The sequence below is a fragment of the Pseudomonas sp. W15Feb34 genome (assembly GCF_023127765.1).
GTDB classification, from domain to species: Bacteria; Pseudomonadota; Gammaproteobacteria; order Pseudomonadales; family Pseudomonadaceae; genus Aquipseudomonas; species Aquipseudomonas synxantha_A.
The window spans coordinates 330,748-346,235 of sequence record NZ_SPKN01000029.1; the positions used below are offsets into that span (position 1 = coordinate 330,748).

The 15,488-nt window shown below is 54.2% G+C and carries 14 protein-coding genes and 1 other RNA gene; 5 read left to right on the forward strand and 10 right to left on the reverse strand.

Annotated features, from left to right (window positions below):
* Window positions 1-124 precede the first annotated feature (124 nt).
* Window positions 125-472, forward strand: coding sequence for a helix-turn-helix transcriptional regulator (locus E4O97_RS15215; protein WP_032803722.1), 348 nt, complete (start codon window positions 125-127; stop codon window positions 470-472).
* A gap of 9 nt (window positions 473-481) precedes the next feature.
* Here the strand turns inward: E4O97_RS15215 and E4O97_RS15220 are convergent, their stop codons facing one another.
* The 6 genes from E4O97_RS15220 to E4O97_RS15245 all read right to left on the reverse strand — a co-directional run bounded on the left by E4O97_RS15220 (window position 482) and on the right by E4O97_RS15245 (window position 4,550).
* Window positions 482-805, reverse strand: coding sequence for a hypothetical protein (locus E4O97_RS15220; RefSeq protein WP_248161623.1), 324 nt, complete (start codon window positions 803-805; stop codon window positions 482-484).
* 59 nt (window positions 806-864) lie between these two features.
* Window positions 865-1,053 (reverse strand): hypothetical protein, encoded by a 189-nt coding sequence (locus E4O97_RS15225; RefSeq protein WP_248161624.1) that lies wholly within the window; start codon window positions 1,051-1,053, stop codon window positions 865-867.
* 56 nt (window positions 1,054-1,109) lie between these two features.
* On the reverse strand, window positions 1,110-2,003 hold the full coding sequence (locus E4O97_RS15230; protein ID WP_248161625.1) for a hydrolase or metal-binding protein: 894 nt from the start codon (window positions 2,001-2,003) through the stop codon (window positions 1,110-1,112).
* 72 nt (window positions 2,004-2,075) lie between these two features.
* The gene (locus tag E4O97_RS15235) at window positions 2,076-3,080 is read right to left on the reverse strand and encodes a lambda-exonuclease family protein (protein ID WP_248161627.1); all 1,005 of its coding nucleotides are present in this window, start codon (window positions 3,078-3,080) and stop codon (window positions 2,076-2,078) included.
* Window positions 3,081-3,159: 79 nt separating this feature from the next.
* Window positions 3,160-4,128, reverse strand: a complete 969-nt coding sequence (locus E4O97_RS15240) for a DUF932 domain-containing protein (protein WP_248161629.1) — start codon at window positions 4,126-4,128, stop codon at window positions 3,160-3,162.
* A gap of 92 nt (window positions 4,129-4,220) precedes the next feature.
* A complete protein-coding gene (locus tag E4O97_RS15245) occupies window positions 4,221-4,550 on the reverse strand; it encodes a hypothetical protein (RefSeq protein ID WP_248161630.1) in 330 nt (109 codons plus the stop codon).
* A gap of 246 nt (window positions 4,551-4,796) precedes the next feature.
* Here E4O97_RS15245 and E4O97_RS15250 point away from each other — a divergent pair, with 246 nt between their 5' ends.
* From E4O97_RS15250 to E4O97_RS15265, 4 genes are read left to right on the forward strand one after another with little or no spacing between them, the layout of a single operon-like run.
* Complete coding sequence (locus E4O97_RS15250; RefSeq protein WP_248161631.1) at window positions 4,797-5,825, forward strand: hypothetical protein; 1,029 nt, start codon at window positions 4,797-4,799, stop codon at window positions 5,823-5,825.
* Window positions 5,826-5,835: 10 nt separating this feature from the next.
* Window positions 5,836-6,381 (forward strand): hypothetical protein, encoded by a 546-nt coding sequence (locus E4O97_RS15255; protein ID WP_102368074.1) that lies wholly within the window; start codon window positions 5,836-5,838, stop codon window positions 6,379-6,381.
* The gene (locus tag E4O97_RS15260) at window positions 6,365-8,866 is read left to right on the forward strand and encodes an AAA family ATPase (protein WP_248161632.1); all 2,502 of its coding nucleotides are present in this window, start codon (window positions 6,365-6,367) and stop codon (window positions 8,864-8,866) included. The genes E4O97_RS15255 and E4O97_RS15260 overlap by 17 nt, the downstream gene beginning before the upstream one ends.
* Complete coding sequence (locus E4O97_RS15265) at window positions 8,863-10,170, forward strand: McrC family protein (protein WP_248161633.1); 1,308 nt, start codon at window positions 8,863-8,865, stop codon at window positions 10,168-10,170. The genes E4O97_RS15260 and E4O97_RS15265 overlap by 4 nt, the downstream gene beginning before the upstream one ends.
* A 156-nt stretch (window positions 10,171-10,326) precedes the next feature.
* On the opposite strand, the gene E4O97_RS15270 is transcribed toward E4O97_RS15265, so the two are convergent.
* The 4 genes from E4O97_RS15270 to E4O97_RS15285 form a co-directional block, all read right to left on the reverse strand.
* Window positions 10,327-11,583: an integrase domain-containing protein gene (locus tag E4O97_RS15270; protein ID WP_248161634.1), complete on the reverse strand. Its 1,257-nt coding sequence runs from the start codon at window positions 11,581-11,583 to the stop codon at window positions 10,327-10,329.
* A 185-nt stretch (window positions 11,584-11,768) separates the two neighbouring features.
* Window positions 11,769-12,165, reverse strand: a transfer-messenger RNA (tmRNA) gene (ssrA, locus tag E4O97_RS15275).
* Between the two features lie 94 nt (window positions 12,166-12,259).
* Complete coding sequence (locus tag E4O97_RS15280) at window positions 12,260-12,538, reverse strand: hypothetical protein (RefSeq protein ID WP_020301768.1); 279 nt, start codon at window positions 12,536-12,538, stop codon at window positions 12,260-12,262.
* A 136-nt stretch (window positions 12,539-12,674) separates the two neighbouring features.
* Window positions 12,675-15,485: an FAD-binding and (Fe-S)-binding domain-containing protein gene (locus E4O97_RS15285; RefSeq protein WP_248161635.1), complete on the reverse strand. Its 2,811-nt coding sequence runs from the start codon at window positions 15,483-15,485 to the stop codon at window positions 12,675-12,677.
* Window positions 15,486-15,488: the final 3 nt, after the last annotated feature.

A 15,488-nucleotide genomic window follows, 5' to 3' on the forward strand; every position in this document is an offset into this window, starting at 1 on the left:
CCTTGCAAGAGGTGGTAGTTAAAGGATGGGTCGGATATCAACCTTTAAGGGTGAGTTTCGGCTTGTAAGGTCCTTCATGTCAACGGGTTGATGGTCAACCATCCAGGTTGGACTGGAGGGTGGCATGTCAAAAACCAAATCGAAGCAGCTGGCAGAACTCGTTGGGCAGGCGATTGCCCGCCAGCGCGTTCGTTGCAAACTGAACCAGGAGCAGGTTGCGGAAAAGCTTGGAATTGGAAGCGAGGCTGTATCCCGTATCGAGCGCGGAATCGTGATGCCTAACATCGAACGCTTGGTTGAGTTGGCGGCAGTTTTTGGTTGTGAAACCGCTGACTTGCTGACTGAAGGGAGTTCTCGCCCAGAGGACCAGGCGCGCAGGCTTTATGGTTTGCTCTCCAGACTTGGGGCGCATGACCGCGACTTTGTCCTGGATATGGTGGAGCGTCTTGTCACCAGACTTGATCGAGGCTGATTGACCCCGTCATGAGAGTTGATTTGTGGTTTCTGAGGTCTCTTGTGTCTCCATGTCGTCGAACAGTGCACCGCAGCGCAGACACAAGCAGTTGAATCCTGAGAAGTGATATATGGCAACATCATCGGCTACCTGCAGTGCCGGTGGATAGGCAGGATATATGGCGGCGAGCCCCCTGAAGATCGGATGGCTCTCTGGAGCTTGGGCATTTTCATTCGCTTTCTGTGCGCCTTGCAGTGCGCTGTCAGCCAGACTGACCAGCAGTGCGATACCCTTGGCTACTTCCTTTGTCAGGATGGCTTTGGAGTCGCAGATTAAGCAGTGTCGGAGCATGATTTATTCTCCTGGGAAAGTGGCCGTGTGCACGGCCGCTGAAGGTGATTTTGAGTATTTCAGGTAGGATTGATCGGTCCAGGCGATAGCCGTCTGAGCAAGCGGCCCAGGATCCCGCAGGCCAGGACCACCGCCAGCAACAGCGGCGGGAATAAGAGAACGAGTAAAGTGCTCAGCACCAGCACTCCGGCGGCGGCCAGCGTGCCAGCGAAGATCAACAAGCAGAGCAAGAATCGCAGGACAGGCATGGCGGATCTCCCAGAGCTTTTGCCTCGCCGATGTCCTCAGCGCAGGTGGGTTTGATTTAGTTGGCCCGTGAGGCGAGAGATTCCAACTTGTCCGCAAGGGATTTGGGCGTTGGCAACGACTTACCTTGGATTTTGGTGCTAGCGGCCTCCGTGTTTCCGAAGAACTCCTCGATTACGACGTGACTGTCCTCCTCGCTGTCTTCGAAGGCGCCATTACCGAAGCCTCGGCGAGCGGCGTCATCCAGAGCCATCTGGTCGAAACCTACTGCTATGCGCTGTGTATCAAGTTCGCTGGCTTTCTGTAGTGCTTCGGTCATGTCCATGCCACTACGTACCGTGAGGTCGACGTAGAAGATCGGCGTACCGTGGCTCTGGCGGGTGGACTTGCCGCGTAGACGCAGCTCCAGCGGTATGCAGGCCAGTCGACGGCCTGAGATTGCTTGGAAGTAATGTAGACGAGCGGACAGGGTGCGAATGCTATTGAAACCGGTGGTGCGGAACACAAAGCTACCCAGCGAATCCTCATCACCAATGACCACATTCAGTCTGCCATAAGGCTTACAGGCACCTCCTTTGGCCAGTAGGCAAGCATCCGGCGAAGGGCAGGGCAGCGAGTGCATGCCGTCCTGGGTCATGCGTTTGCAGGTTTCACCGTTACCGACACACAGCGGGCGTCCGGATTGCCGGTCGAACAGGGTGTAGTCGGCCCGGAAATTCAGCTCCGGCTCGTTGAACAATAGACGTACTGGAATGCTGCGCAGCTTGTCCTCCTTACCCTGGCGCAGTTCATCGTTAAGTGGGTGCAGTAACCAGCCATCCCTGCTTTGCACCTGTGAGGTGATGGTAAATTGATCGTCTTTCTCCGGTAGGCGCTTACCGTTTTTCTCGACGATTTTACCAATGGAAATACGTCCGAGCACGGGCGGTGTAATGACCAGGCCTTTGAGCATGGTGGTTCTCCTTGGAAGTGAAAATGGACCCCCGAAAACCGAATCGCGTAGGGACGGCCAGCGAGGAAAAGATCAGTTGATAAGGAAGCGGCGGCTGCCCTCCTTGCGCTTGCTGAAGAGGACTTGCAGATAGGGCTTCTCCTTCAGCAGGCGCTCGACATCGAGCACGGTGCTCTCTTTGGAACGCTTCCAACTGATGAAGCCATTGCTGAACTGCGCACGTGTGGCTTCGCCCATGGCTTGCAACAGGATCTGTTTCAGTTGAGATTCGCGGTTTTCTTTTGCCGCAATGGACTGCCGAACAGCTTTGAGCTCCAGGTAGGTAGCGGCCAATCCAGCATGGGCACTGAAGTCCACGGTTTGGTCGTTGTCGTGAGGGTAAAGGCAACGCAGCGCCGCTTCAGATGAGGCGCTACCATCGACGGGTGGTGGGGTGTCGGTTTGTACGTAATGCCAGAATTTGCGTTCCAGTTCGATCAGGCGAGCAATCATCTGCTCGTCCCGTTCGATGCGGTAGATTTCTAAATGCTGGCCACCCAGTAGAACTGCAACATCAGCCGCCTGCTTGCCGGTGACGGCCAACTGGTGCATGACCTGCGATTGCACATACTCAGGCACGCCTTCTTTCCAGAGGCGTGCTCCGTTTATGCCGGCAGTCTTGCATTCAAGGATTTGTACATCGTCGGCACCGTTCACTTCGCGGTCGATATTGGCGAGCATCCAGGGCAGTTCTGGATCAGGGTGTTGTAGCACGGCGTTAATTCGTCGCACCTTCTTACCGGTGCGTTTGCTGTAGTGCCAGGCCACGATGGGCTCCAGCACATTGCCCCAGTAGGCAGGGCTTTCCTCATCATGAGGGTCTATTTTCTGTAACGTGGCATCCCGTCCCGTCTTTTCAAGCCACAACTCCAACTGCGACTTATAAGGGTTCAGTCCAACCGCTGCGCCTGCGTCCGAGCTGCCGATGCCTTGTTTACGCACAGCGAGCCAGTCTTCACGGGGTAGCTCCTTGGTGCCGATTAAACGAAGGGCCGGACGGATCTTGTAAGCATTTTCATTTCTAGGAATCGCTTTCATAAGGGATACCTTGCGGACATAAAAACGCCCGTTGAGCTGGATGCTGAACGGGCGTTATGGTTGAAGGGAAAAAGGCATTTCAGGCCGCGAGTTGTAGGGCCGCCTCCAATGCCCGTTGCTTGATTTGCGCCCCCTGGCCGAACCATGCGGAGTCCATGCGGTACTCGTTACTACGCGCTCTGCGCTCGTGATCGACGTACTCGGTCACGGCATTGAGCAGGCCCCAGGCAGTGCCTTGTGACGATTCAAGCGTTGCGCCACGTCCACGTCCTTCGTACAGGCTTTGTACTTTGCGTAGGGCACGTTCGTTGGGAAGGACTTCAGGTAATTTGCTGTGGGGCGTTACGTCACACAACACGTTCATGAAGAACCCCATGGCCTCATGCCACTGGACTTTACGCTCGGCCAACACGCGCATGCGATACATGAACTCGTCCCATTGCGAGACGGCAACACCCAACTGCTTTTTGACGACCCGAGCATCGAAGCGGGTGCTGTGCGGCACCTTGATGGCGCGTGTGGTGCCATCCAGGGCGATGGTCAATGTGTTGTTGCAGACCACGCGAACGCTGGTCGGCGTGGCCGTGGTGGCGAGCGTGCCGTCGCAAGAGGTCGCCAGCAACAAATAGCCATTGACCTGATCATTGCCCTTCAATGCGGTGTTTTGTCCCGTTCGCGCTAATGCCCAGAATTTACGACCGCCTTTGAGCACTCCAGCGGTTTCCAGCTCATAGCCGGACACTTCAGTCAGGTCTCGGTAGAACTCCATGACCTCACGTGGTTGGACAATTTGATAGCGGTTGGAAACCACCGACAGCGGTGCTTTGGTGTCCGAGCGGTACAGCACCTTTTGTTCAGGGAATGAGTGAATTGATCCCAGATGGCCGATAGCGTCGGCTTTGAAGTGAACCGGACTTTCCTGAATCTGCCAGTCCATACCGGCTTCACGCTGCCAGACGTCTATCGGCTGTTTCTGTGTCAGTTGACGGCCGAGGCCGTGCCACGGGGTTGCGCCAACGTAAGCCATTTGTTCGATTTGATGAGCCATGATTAATGTTCCTTGGGGTACAGGTCGGCATAAACGCCACGCATCGCGTGGCAATGTCCGGACGTCATAGAAAGAAAGGAGTAGAAGACGGATTAAGCAGGGAGGTTGAAGCGATGCCCGCAGATCAGGCAGAGGTTGTGGGCGAGTACATGGCGGTCAAGCTTGTCGCCGAGTTGAGCGCCTAATGCACAGCCGCCAGCGCCGCCAACAAGCCCGCCGAGGATGGCGCCAGAAACGGCTCCGAGAGTGACGCCGAGCGGGCCTGCAACTGCGCCGACGGTGGCACCCGCCTGACCGCCAGCAAGTGCTGCACTGACGCCGCGTGCTGCACCGCCGACCGTACCGATGGCCGCTGCAATTTTCATGGCTTGTTGAAAGGAAGCGATTTTGGGTGAGTTACAGCGAGGGCACTGCAATGACATGGTTTGAGGCTCCATGGTGGGGATGTCATAGCAGTTATGTAGGGCTGAAATTTCTTTGAGATACAGCTAGTTAGGTAACCGGCGTTGGCTTTGATGTGGCCGAGTAAGATGACTAGGAGCGACTCCGGCTATTTTTAACGAATTCCTACGTTTACATACCCGCCCAGCTGGTAGAGACATACAGCACTATGCCACTATTCTCATTATCCATAAGGTACGACAGAAGAAATTACAGGAGTAGTAAAAATGGCCGTGGAGCAGGCAAAAATTACATTCTACAAAGTTAATCAAGCAGGGTTTTATCGCTGGGGAGAAAACGAGAATCCTGAGTTTGGCGGAGCAGCTGGAATCCTTGCGGAACTACAGGGGTGGAGTCGTGGAAAGCAATTGGCTATGACAAAAACCTACGAGCCAGCAGACGGTTCTGATTTGCTTCCCGTTTACCTAATGGACATTACCACAGATCAGAATGGATGTTTGGTCACCATGTGGAACCAAACTCCGGCTACAGAAGGTAAAGTCGCATCAGCTATGGGCAATTCTGCTGTGGGCAATACTGAGGTAGTGATGAATGATATTCCCGAGGGCGGGATACCTGGTTTCGCGACCTACTTTTGGTTTATGCCTGATGCCGGAGTGTTTGCCAGTATTCGCTTTCAGCATCTGATTACCGGGCAGAAACCTATGCAAGAGTTTATGGAGTCATATCTCGGTCAATATTCTGGAAACGTTGTCCTTACAGAGCCAGACCCTGGCGTCGATGTGGAGTTGCTAGGATATCGTCAGAGTTCTGCTCATCCCGTACGGACAGATGTATATCCGAGATTTCGTACGCAGCTTATGAGGCGTGCTGGTGAATATGATCTTCTCTTGGAACAGGCTCATAGGATTCGCAAGATACACCGTAAAACGACGCTCAGACTTAATCGACCCGAGGAACTGGCTTTTTGGCAGAAAGCTTACCAAATCGCGACCTTGCGCCGTCCGCAGAACTTACCTGATATAATCAAATTCAAATACGAGGTGAAGGCGGAAATGAACCGTGATCAGGTCCAAGAAATTATTAACTCTTGGCTTGCGGATCATGATCGAGAATGGGACGACTATGGTTTTTTGCTTAGCGGTGAGCAATCTCCTCATTGGCTCAGTCACTCTATTGCTCGAGACGAGTTTCCTTTGGATGTTGATAGAAATAATTTGGAAATTGTAAATCCAGAATCCCTTCTTCGAGCCATTACCGGCGGACTTGATCAGATACTCGCCCTAATTCGATAGGTTACCTATTGTGATAGCCAAGATTTTTGCATTCATTTGCTCAATTGCCATAGTCGGCTTGGCATTTTGGCAAGGTCGATCTGTGCCTTTTCAGGAGCAATGGCCTCTTTTTGAGGCGTTACGAGCAACTGCATCAATTATTTTCGCAGTAGTTGGGGCCTGGCTTGCCATTATCTATCCTGATCGATTAAAGATTTCATTTAGAAAGGGCGAGCCGTCTAAACCTACGAATGGGAGTGGAATGGCTAGGCTATTCACTCCAATTGTTCATTCTACGGCAATACTTTGCGTAGTCCTGCTAATAGGTATTATTGCTCCGCTCTTAAAGCGATTTGATTTTTTGATTGAACATGTTGAGGTTATGAGGTCCCTTTCTTACGGTTCATTGGCGACTCTCACTCTCTGGCAACTTTGGACTGTGGTTCTATCTCTTGTTCCTGCTGATATTATAAAAACCAAGGCTGATCATGAAGAACGACAAATAAGTACAGTGGAGCAGCTCACACAGAACACTGGATTCGTACCTCGAGGGACTGACAATGGTTCAAAGGATTGACACTTACAGTAAAGAAGTGAAACTGGCTTCAGAGAGCGTGCCTGGGGAGGACAATACGTCTGCGGCGCCGACCTATCTGCTGTCTTTAGGGGCATCACCTTTATCGATTTGGAATGACGGTTACCGTGAGGGTGATCTGAGTGATATTAGTGTTGGCGATGAGCTGACATTGTTTTGCAATGCTCCTGCGCGTGAAATTGGAGATACGGTATATTTGATTCGCTTGTTTGAAGAGCCTCGCGGTATTGTGGCTAAAGGCGTAATTACCAGAACTCTTCAAGTAAAAACAGATGCGGAGGATCGCTTAAACCCTACCAATAGAGTGAGCTGTCGCATTGATGAGCTAAGGAAAACCTGTGCCGATAGTTTGTTGCCCTTATTGTTGCTCAAAAAGGCGCTTGCCGATCAGAGTTGGGATGACCAAACATCTGGCAGAAAAATTGCTGAGTCAGTCGTGCCGACGCTAAATCAATTGTGGCAAGCGGGTAAGGGCAAGCACAGCTTGCGCCAATACATCGAGTGGAGTTCGGCTGATGGAAAAGAGTCGCGCCCTAAATGGTTAGACAGCTATAGAGCCATTACCCAATGGGCGAGTACTCTGAGCGATGGAAAGAGCGAGCTGGATCAATTGGCTCTGGAGCGTCTATGGCTAGAGCGTGATAACGGCGTTTCCAGCCTCAAGCAAGGTGTGTTATCGCGCAGCGAGCTTGATACCCAGCGGGAGAAGGTCGCCAAAATGACGCAGTTAATAATGGCGGCGCCGACGGCCGAGACCTTCAAGCAGATTCTTGATCAATGGAAAGTCGGCGTTCAGGCCGGCGACTTCAACAAGAATCGACCCGCGATGATCAGCCGGGTGTTCGCTGCCTTTGCCCCTGACCGTTACACCTCTCTATTGAAGGCAGATGCCTGCCAATCTTTGCTAGCCGGCCTAGCCTCGCATTTCCAATTGGTCAAGGATGCTACCGGGGGGCAAGACTGGTGCAGCCTAAATCAGCAGATTAAAGCTCTCATGGCGAATGCTGGAGTAGATGGTACTCCCGTATTGGAGAACAACATTGCCATGTGGCAGTTATCGGAAACGCTGCATGGGGGTGAGGTTGTTGATAGCGATGGCTCTGCGCAAGGAACGATTGTAATGAAACACTTGAATATCCCACTCAACCAGATTCTGTTTGGTCCTCCCGGTACTGGAAAAACCTACTCTACTATCGATCATGCATTACAAATTCTTGATCCTACAGTGCTGGTGGAGAGTGGTCGCAGTGATGTAGAGATGCGCAGGCGCTTGAAATCCCGTTTCGATGAGCTGGTAGCAGAAAGGCGTATTCGGTTTGTGACTTTCCATCAGAGCTTCAGCTATGAGGACTTTATCGAGGGGCTGCGCGCAAGTACCGATAATGGCCAGATTCGATATCACCCCGAGGATGGCATCTTCAAGAAAATCTGTGCGGATGCGGCTGCCATTACGGGTGTGCCAACCCTGGATGACTTACTGCAACAATTCGTCGAGCGCGCCGCGGAGGAACCAATCACACTTGAAACTTCAAGGGGGAAACGATTCCGTGTAGAGCATCGTGATGGAAATACGACGCTTAGTTGTTTTCCTCAAGCTTCTGTCTCCGCAAGCGGACTTCCGGCAAATATAGAGCATGTTCGTCAATTACTTCATGGTGTGCGGCCGAGCAATATCTATTGTGAGAGTTACGTCAAAGGAATTGCGGATTATATAAAGGCAGGTCTTCCGGAGGACGGAGCCTCTACTAAAGAAATACGTAAACCATATGTGCTTATTATAGATGAGATCAATCGTGGAAATGTATCACGCATATTTGGTGAGTTGATCACCTTGATTGAGCCTTCCAAGCGCCAAGGCGCGGATGAGTGCTTGCCTGTAGAGCTGCCTTACTCGCGAGAGTCTTTCAGCGTGCCAGACAATCTTTACATCATTGGCACTATGAACACGGCGGACCGATCGTTGGCAGGGTTGGATATTGCATTGCGCCGTCGCTTCACCTTTACAGAGATGCTTCCTCAGCCTGATCTATTGGATGAGGTGGTGGTGGAGGGTGTGAATATAGGTCAACTACTGCGAGTGCTAAACCAGCGTATCGAAGTATTGTTGGATCGCGATCATTGCTTGGGGCACGCCTACTTTATGCCGTTGCTAGAAGATCGCAACCTGGAACGGCTGGAATTGATCTTTCGCAATCAGGTGCTGCCATTGCTGCAGGAGTACTTCTTCGAAGACTGGCAGCGTATTCAGTGGGTGTTGAATGATCATCGCAAGCCTCCTGTGGATCGTTTTGTTGTGCGTTACAAGCAGGACCTCGTCTCGCTATTTGGTAGCAGTGTGCCGGCACAAGACCAGGTATGGCGTATCAATGTGTCTGCTTTCAAGCAAATCACCGCATATGTTGGCGTGATAGCGGTTAAGGCTGAGGCCAAAGTACAGAGTGAAGAGCTTGAGGCGTTTGGCGTTTGAGTACCCAAGTTACTATTCGGGAGTACGCTAAGCTTACGACAGCTGTTGTCCCGCTTGGCAATCTTGACTGTGCACAAATATCTGAAACCGCCTTCGATTGGCTTTGCGACCTAAGTGCTCGCTTCAATCGCGGAGGTGCCACCCTGTTGCAAGTGGAGGGGCGACGATCGCTTCGGTGGGACAGCTACGTAGGTGTGCTTGAAACGCCTTGTGGCACTCGTTTGGAGGTTCTACCAAAGCATTTTGAGCAAGGGGATTGCGAGCGTGAGAGTCGAGCTCTGTTGCGTAAACTGATTCAAGCTGCTTTGTCTCTCAAACCGCGCCAAGTGTCAGTGACCGGGCTGGAACTATTCAATGCCCCGCTTACAGAGTGGGTAATGGGGCAATTCCTTAATGAGCTCGATCGTTTGGTCAAGTGTGGCATACGTTTTGACTATAAGCGTTTAGAAGAAGAGCAGCGCTTTCTGCGTGGCCAGCTCAATATAGTGGGGCAGATGCGCCAGCCACTGGGGCGTCAGCATTACTTCCAGATTCGCCATGATGTATTTTTACCTGATCGGGCAGAGAATCGCTTGCTCAAGCTGGCGCTGGAGCAGGTGTTTAAGGCTACTCAGGATGCAGCTAATTGGCGCTTAGCGAATGAGTTGCGTTCGATACTCGCTGAGGTTCCGGCCAGTCGACAAATGCAGGCAGACTTCAGAGTCTGGAGCTGCGATCGACTGATGGCGCACTATCAGGCGATCAAACCTTGGTGCGAACTGATTCTAAAAAAACAGATGCCGATTGCGGTGGCCGGTGACTGGCAGGGTATGAGCCTACTGTTCCCGATGGAGAAGTTGTTTGAGCGCTATCTTGAGACTTGGTTTCGTAAGCAACTGGATGCAAGTGCTTCACTCAAGTCGCAAGTGGCCAGCGAATATTTGTGTGATCATGATCAAGAAAAGATGTTCTGCCTTAAGCCTGACTTACTGATTGTGCAGGGTAACAAGCCGATGTGGGTGCTGGATGCCAAATGGAAACGCTTGGATGGCTCTGCCCGCGAGCGCAAGTATGATCTGAGCGAGGCTGACTTCTATCAGTTGTTCGTCTACGGTCAGAAGTACCTGCACGGTAAAGGTGAGATGGCCCTGATCTATCCACGTTGGTCCAAGTTTAAAAAGGCCTTGCCACCGTTCCAACTTGGCGATCATTTGCGGTTGCATGTGCTACCTTTTGACCTGACGGACGAACGCCTTTACGGCGTGGAGCTCATGAGTCTGCCACTGAGCGACAGCTACTTGGCCAAGCAAGTTGAAGAGGGCTGAGGTTTGTCAATGATGAGTAGTAGTTGCAAGGGGCTGGATTAGAGTCAACTCACTATCAAATCACCTCCCGGTCAATTCTCCTTTTCCCGCGACGCATCCTCAATGCGGCGTCGAACCATGTCTATGACCCCATTTCTCAACCATTGATTGGCCGGGTCACCTTATCGAAACGACTTTTTTATCTCGGTTTTCTCTGATAGCTGATACAGACAGGTTGCCGGTAGCTGCTTCCTGGATATGGTTGCTCCACCAAGCCATCATCGGGCGTCGGCGCTCGATATAGTCCGCTCGGTTATAGGCGCTTCGAACCTCGTCTTTATCGACATGGGCAAGCGCTACCTCGATCAGCTCTGGGTCCCAGCCGTGTTCGTTGAGGATAGTACTGGCCATGGAGCGCATACCGTGACTCACCAACCTACCTTCAAATCCCATACGTTTCAGGGCCATGTTTGCCGTCTGGCTGTTGGTATGATCCCGTGGGTCTCTGTCGGCTGGGAACACGTACTCTCTGTGGCCGCTATAGGGCTTTATCGTCTCCAGCAGAGCGAGTGCGTGTTCGGTCAGTGGTATGACATGCGCACGTCGTTTCTTCATACGCTCCGCCGGGATCGTCCAGATTTTCTTTTCTAGATCGATGTCAGCCCAAGACGCCGTAGCGGCTTCCGCTGGACGAGTCATGGTGTGCAGTTGCCATTCGATCAGGCAGCGCGTTGTTCTTTTAATGCTCGCATTGGCGATTGCGACCATTAGCTCTGGCAATTCTTCAGGGCGGAGGGCTGCCATATTCTGTTTTTTCGGTTTCTTGAAAACGGCCCGAATGCCGGTGAGTGGATTAGCAAAGATCATTCCCGAGTTCACGCCGTAGGTCATGATCTCGTTGAGTCGTTGGGTCAGTCGCTTCACGGTTTCCAGGCTACCTTTGGTTTCCAAAGGGCGCAGCAGGTCGATAACTCTTGGGGCATTGACCTGCGAAATTGGCGTGGTGCCAAGCGATGGGAAGACATGCAGCGTAAGTGAGCGCCAGATGTCCTCGGCATAGGCCGGTGTGACCGAATCTTTTTTCAGCTCAAACCAGGCCAGCGCCACGTTCTCGAATGTGTGCTCGGTTGCCTGCCTTTTTGTCTGCTCCAACTCGCTGCGTTGTGCTTTCGGGTCGATGCCCAGGGCGAGAAGCTCTCTGGCTTCGACCGTCTTCTTCCTGGCTTGAGCGAGTGAGAGTTCTGGGTAGGTACCGAGGCCCATATTGATGCGGTTTTTGGTGATCGGCTGTCGGTAGTTAAAGTTCCATAGCGTAGAGCCATTGACCCTCACACGCAGCTGTAAGCCGTCTCCATCGCTGAGGACGTAGTCCTTGTCTTTCGGCTTTACCGCTTTGAGCTGGCGATCAGAGAGGCGGGTGGCTTGGGCGCACATGAGGAGTTCCATGACATCAATTGGTATTCCAAAAATTACCACTGAAGTGCTTGGAATACCATGTGGAATACCAGATGGCGTGGATTCTGCCGGACGTCTAGGGACGCCAGTGGCCTGTAAACCCCTGTATTTACTGGATTTCAAGCACAAAAAAAGACGTCCGTGGACGTCTTTAGATGTTGAAGTGGTGGAGCCGGGGGGATTTGAACCCCCGTCCGCCAGTACTCCGCTGTCGGTACTACATGCGTAGCCGTTTCTATTAAGTTAACCCTCAGCGACCCGAAGGGCAGGGTGCTTTGGGCGAGTTGTGTAAGTTTTAGCCGCTTCGTCCACAACGTACTGCACGGCGATTCTGTTCTATATGACAATCACTTTGGGTTTACAGACATCCCCTGGTGATTGCTGGACCCGAAGGTACCAGAAGCTCAGGGCTAAGGCTGCTTACGCAGCGAGAGCGAATTCCTGGCCGTAGTTTTCGTCATTGGCAACTATAAGAAGTTGCAACAGTGGATTTACGAGTTCTGTTACCAACTCGGCATGCACCTAAAGTTTCGCGACCGGCGTCGAATCCTAAACGGCCCCGTGCTTGTAACTCGTTGTTTCTTAGTGAGTGACAAGCCTGTGCAGTGTACGCCAAAAGCTCAGCGAAGGCCAACCCGAAGGTTGGCCCTATCGCTTACTGGCCGCCTTTCTCGCTGTTCTGCAGGTCTTGCAGGGCCTTGGAGGTGATTTCGATGCACTTCTTCTCATCACCTGCGGCGTGGGCTGCCTTGGCCTGGGAGACGGCGGTGTCTATTTCGCCACTTTTACCGCTGGTGTCGGTGGCCAGCAGGGCTTTGCCGTTGTTGATTTTGTCCAGGTTGATCTGGCACAGGTCTTTGTCACCGGCGGCGAAAGCGGGGGAGGCGAGCATCGCAGCGGTCATGAACAAGCCAGCAAGAGCGGAACGCTTCATAGGGTGTCTCCTTGCGCAAAAGGGCTCGACGCTGCTGGCGTGCAACCGCTGCCAGCGACATCACTGATGGGCCTCGTTTGTCGAGGCCTATGCAGATGACTGCGCTGGTGCGCCAGGGTTCGGTTTTTTTGCGGGGTCAGTGGGCGCGGGCGCGGGTGACGCGGTCTACCAGGTAGACCAGGCCGTGGTAGTCGATGCCGCCATGCTGGCTCAGGCCGATCTCGCAGGTGCGGCTGGTGGAGATGCCTTCGCTGCAATGTTGCACGGCATCCTTGAGTGAGCGCAGGGCGTGGGCGTTGAGTTGCGGGGTGGTGAAGCCTTTGTCGCCGGCAAAGCCACAGCAGTGAATGCCTTCGGGGATGACGACGGTTTTTGCACAGCGCCGGGCCAGTTCGATCAGGGCCTGGCTTTCGCCCAGGTGCTGGGTGCTGCACGTGACGTGTACGGCGATGGGGGCTTCCTGCGGCGTGAAGTCGAGGCGGTCCAGCAGGTGGGTGCGGATAAAGCGTACCGGGTCGTAGAGGTCCAGGCGGGTTTCGCCGAGGTCTTGTACCAGGCGCAGGGTGCAGGGGCTGGTGTCGCAATAGATCGGGTCGAGGCCGCCTCGGCTGGCGTGGAGCAGGGCGCCGATCAGTTCCTGGCGCTTGTGTTCGGCCTGCTCGGCATAGCCTTTGGAGGCGAAGGGCTGGCCGCAGCACAGGTTGTCTTGATTGTCGGGGAATACGACCTGGTAACCGGCTTTTTCCAGGAGGTTGCGGGTTTTGTCGTACAGCGACATCTGTTCTTTATCCCCGGCTGCCGGGCCCATGGCGCGTGAGACGCAGGCGGCCAGGTAGACCACCCGCGGGCGCTCATCTGTAACTGGCGGGCTGAAGCGAATGGCTTTTTCCGGTTGTGGCATGGCATTGGTCCACTGCGGGATTTGCCCTTTGGACAGTCTGGTCACGGTGGCCGACCACTTTGTCAGGCGCGGGGCACCCAATAACATGCGTGCACCATTGGCGACGTGCAGGGTGAAGCGCGCACCTTGCAATGCGGTGGCGAAATGGCTGGCGAGCCATTCGGCGGTTTTCGTACGGTCTGCTTCGCGGCTGCGCAGCTTTTTCACCAGGTCGCCGGTATTGATGCCTACAGGGCAGCGTTGGGCGCATAGCCCGGTGGCGGCGCAGGTGTCGATGCCTTGATAGTGGTAGGCCGCTTCCAGTTCGGTGGTGTCTACGCCTGCGCGGCGTTTGGCCTGGATGTCGCGCCAGATCACAATGCGCTGGCGTGGGCTCAGGGTCAGGCCTTTCGAGGGGCACACGGGTTCGCAGAAGCCACACTCGATGCACTTGTCCACAAGCTCATCGGCGGCGGGCAGGGGCTTGAGGTGTTTGAGGTGGATTTGTGGGTCTTCGCTGAGCACCACATCCGGGTTGAGGATGCCGTTGGGGTCGAGCAGGCGCTTGAGTTGCCACATCAATTGATAGGCGTCGCTGCCCCATTCCAGTTCAACGAACGGCGCCATATTGCGACCGGTGCCGTGTTCGGCCTTCAGCGAGCCACCGAACTCCACCGCCACCAGTTGTGCGACGTCGTCCATGAACGCTTGATAGCGTGTGACTTCTTCGCTGCTGTTGAAGCCTTGGGTGAATACAAAGTGCAGATTGCCTTCCAGGGCGTGTCCGAAAAGGATGGCTTCGTCGTAGTGATGTTTGTCGAACAGTTCGATCAGGCGGTTTACGCCGATCGCCAGTTGTTCGACGGGGAAGGTGACGTCTTCGATGATCACGGTGGTGCCGGTTTTGCGTACGGCGCCTACGGCGGGGAAGGTGTCTTTGCGGATCGCCCACAGGCGGGCGTTTTCCACGGGGTCTTCGGTGAAGTCGACCTGTTTTTCTACGGGAAACGCCGCCAGAGAGGCCATGATCAGGGTTAGTTGTTCGTGCAGTAATGATGGCGAGGCCGCGCGGGATTCGATCAGCAGTGCGCAGGCATTTTCCGATAAGTGTTGTACGAATGCGGGCATACCCGGTTTGTCTTGCACCGAGCGCATACTGCGTCGGTCCAGCAGTTCAACGGCTGAAACCGGCTGGGTTTTCAGCACCGTTACTGCGTTGCAGCATGTCTCGACATCCGGGAACACGATCAGCGCCGAGGCTTTGTTCGGGTGATCGATCACCGTGTCGTAGGTGACCGCACTGATAAACCCCAGGGTGCCCTCGGAGCCGACCAGCAGGTGGCTGAGGATATCCAGCGGGTCGTCGAAATCCACCAAGGCGTTGAGTGACAGGCCGGTGGTGTTTTTCAAACGGTATTTGTGGCGAATCTTCGCAGCCAGTTCAGCGTTTGCGCGTGTCTCGCGGCCCAACGTGGCCAGGCGTTCAAGCAGTGCACTGTGTGTTTGGCGGAAGGCTTGCACGCTGGCGGCATCTTCGGTGTCCAGGCGGCTGCCATCGGCCAGTACCAAACGAATGCCCGCCAGGGTGTGATAGGTGTTTTGTGCCGTACCGCAGCACATGCCGCTGGCATTGTTGGCAACGATGCCACCAATTTTGCAGGCGTTGATCGACGCCGGGTCCGGGCCGATCTTGCGCCCGAACGGCGCGAGCCAGGCGTTGGCCTGGACGCCGATGACGCCGGGTTGCAGGCGGATCTGTGTGCCTTGCCCGCGAATTTCGCGGTGGTTCCAATTGTCGCCGAGCACGATCAGCACCGAGTCGCTGATCGCCTGGCCGGACAGGCTGGTGCCCGCGGCCCGGAAGGTCACCGGCACGTGATCGCGCTGGGCCAGTTGCAGCAGTGCGACGACTTCGTCTTCTGACTCCACGCGGATCACCAGTTGTGGGATCAATCGGTAGAAGCTGGCGTCGGTGCCGAAGGCGAGGGTGGAAAGTGGATCGTCGAAGCGGCGATCTTGCGGGATCAGTTGTGCGACGTCGCTGAGAAAAGCAGCAGGCAGGCTCATCGG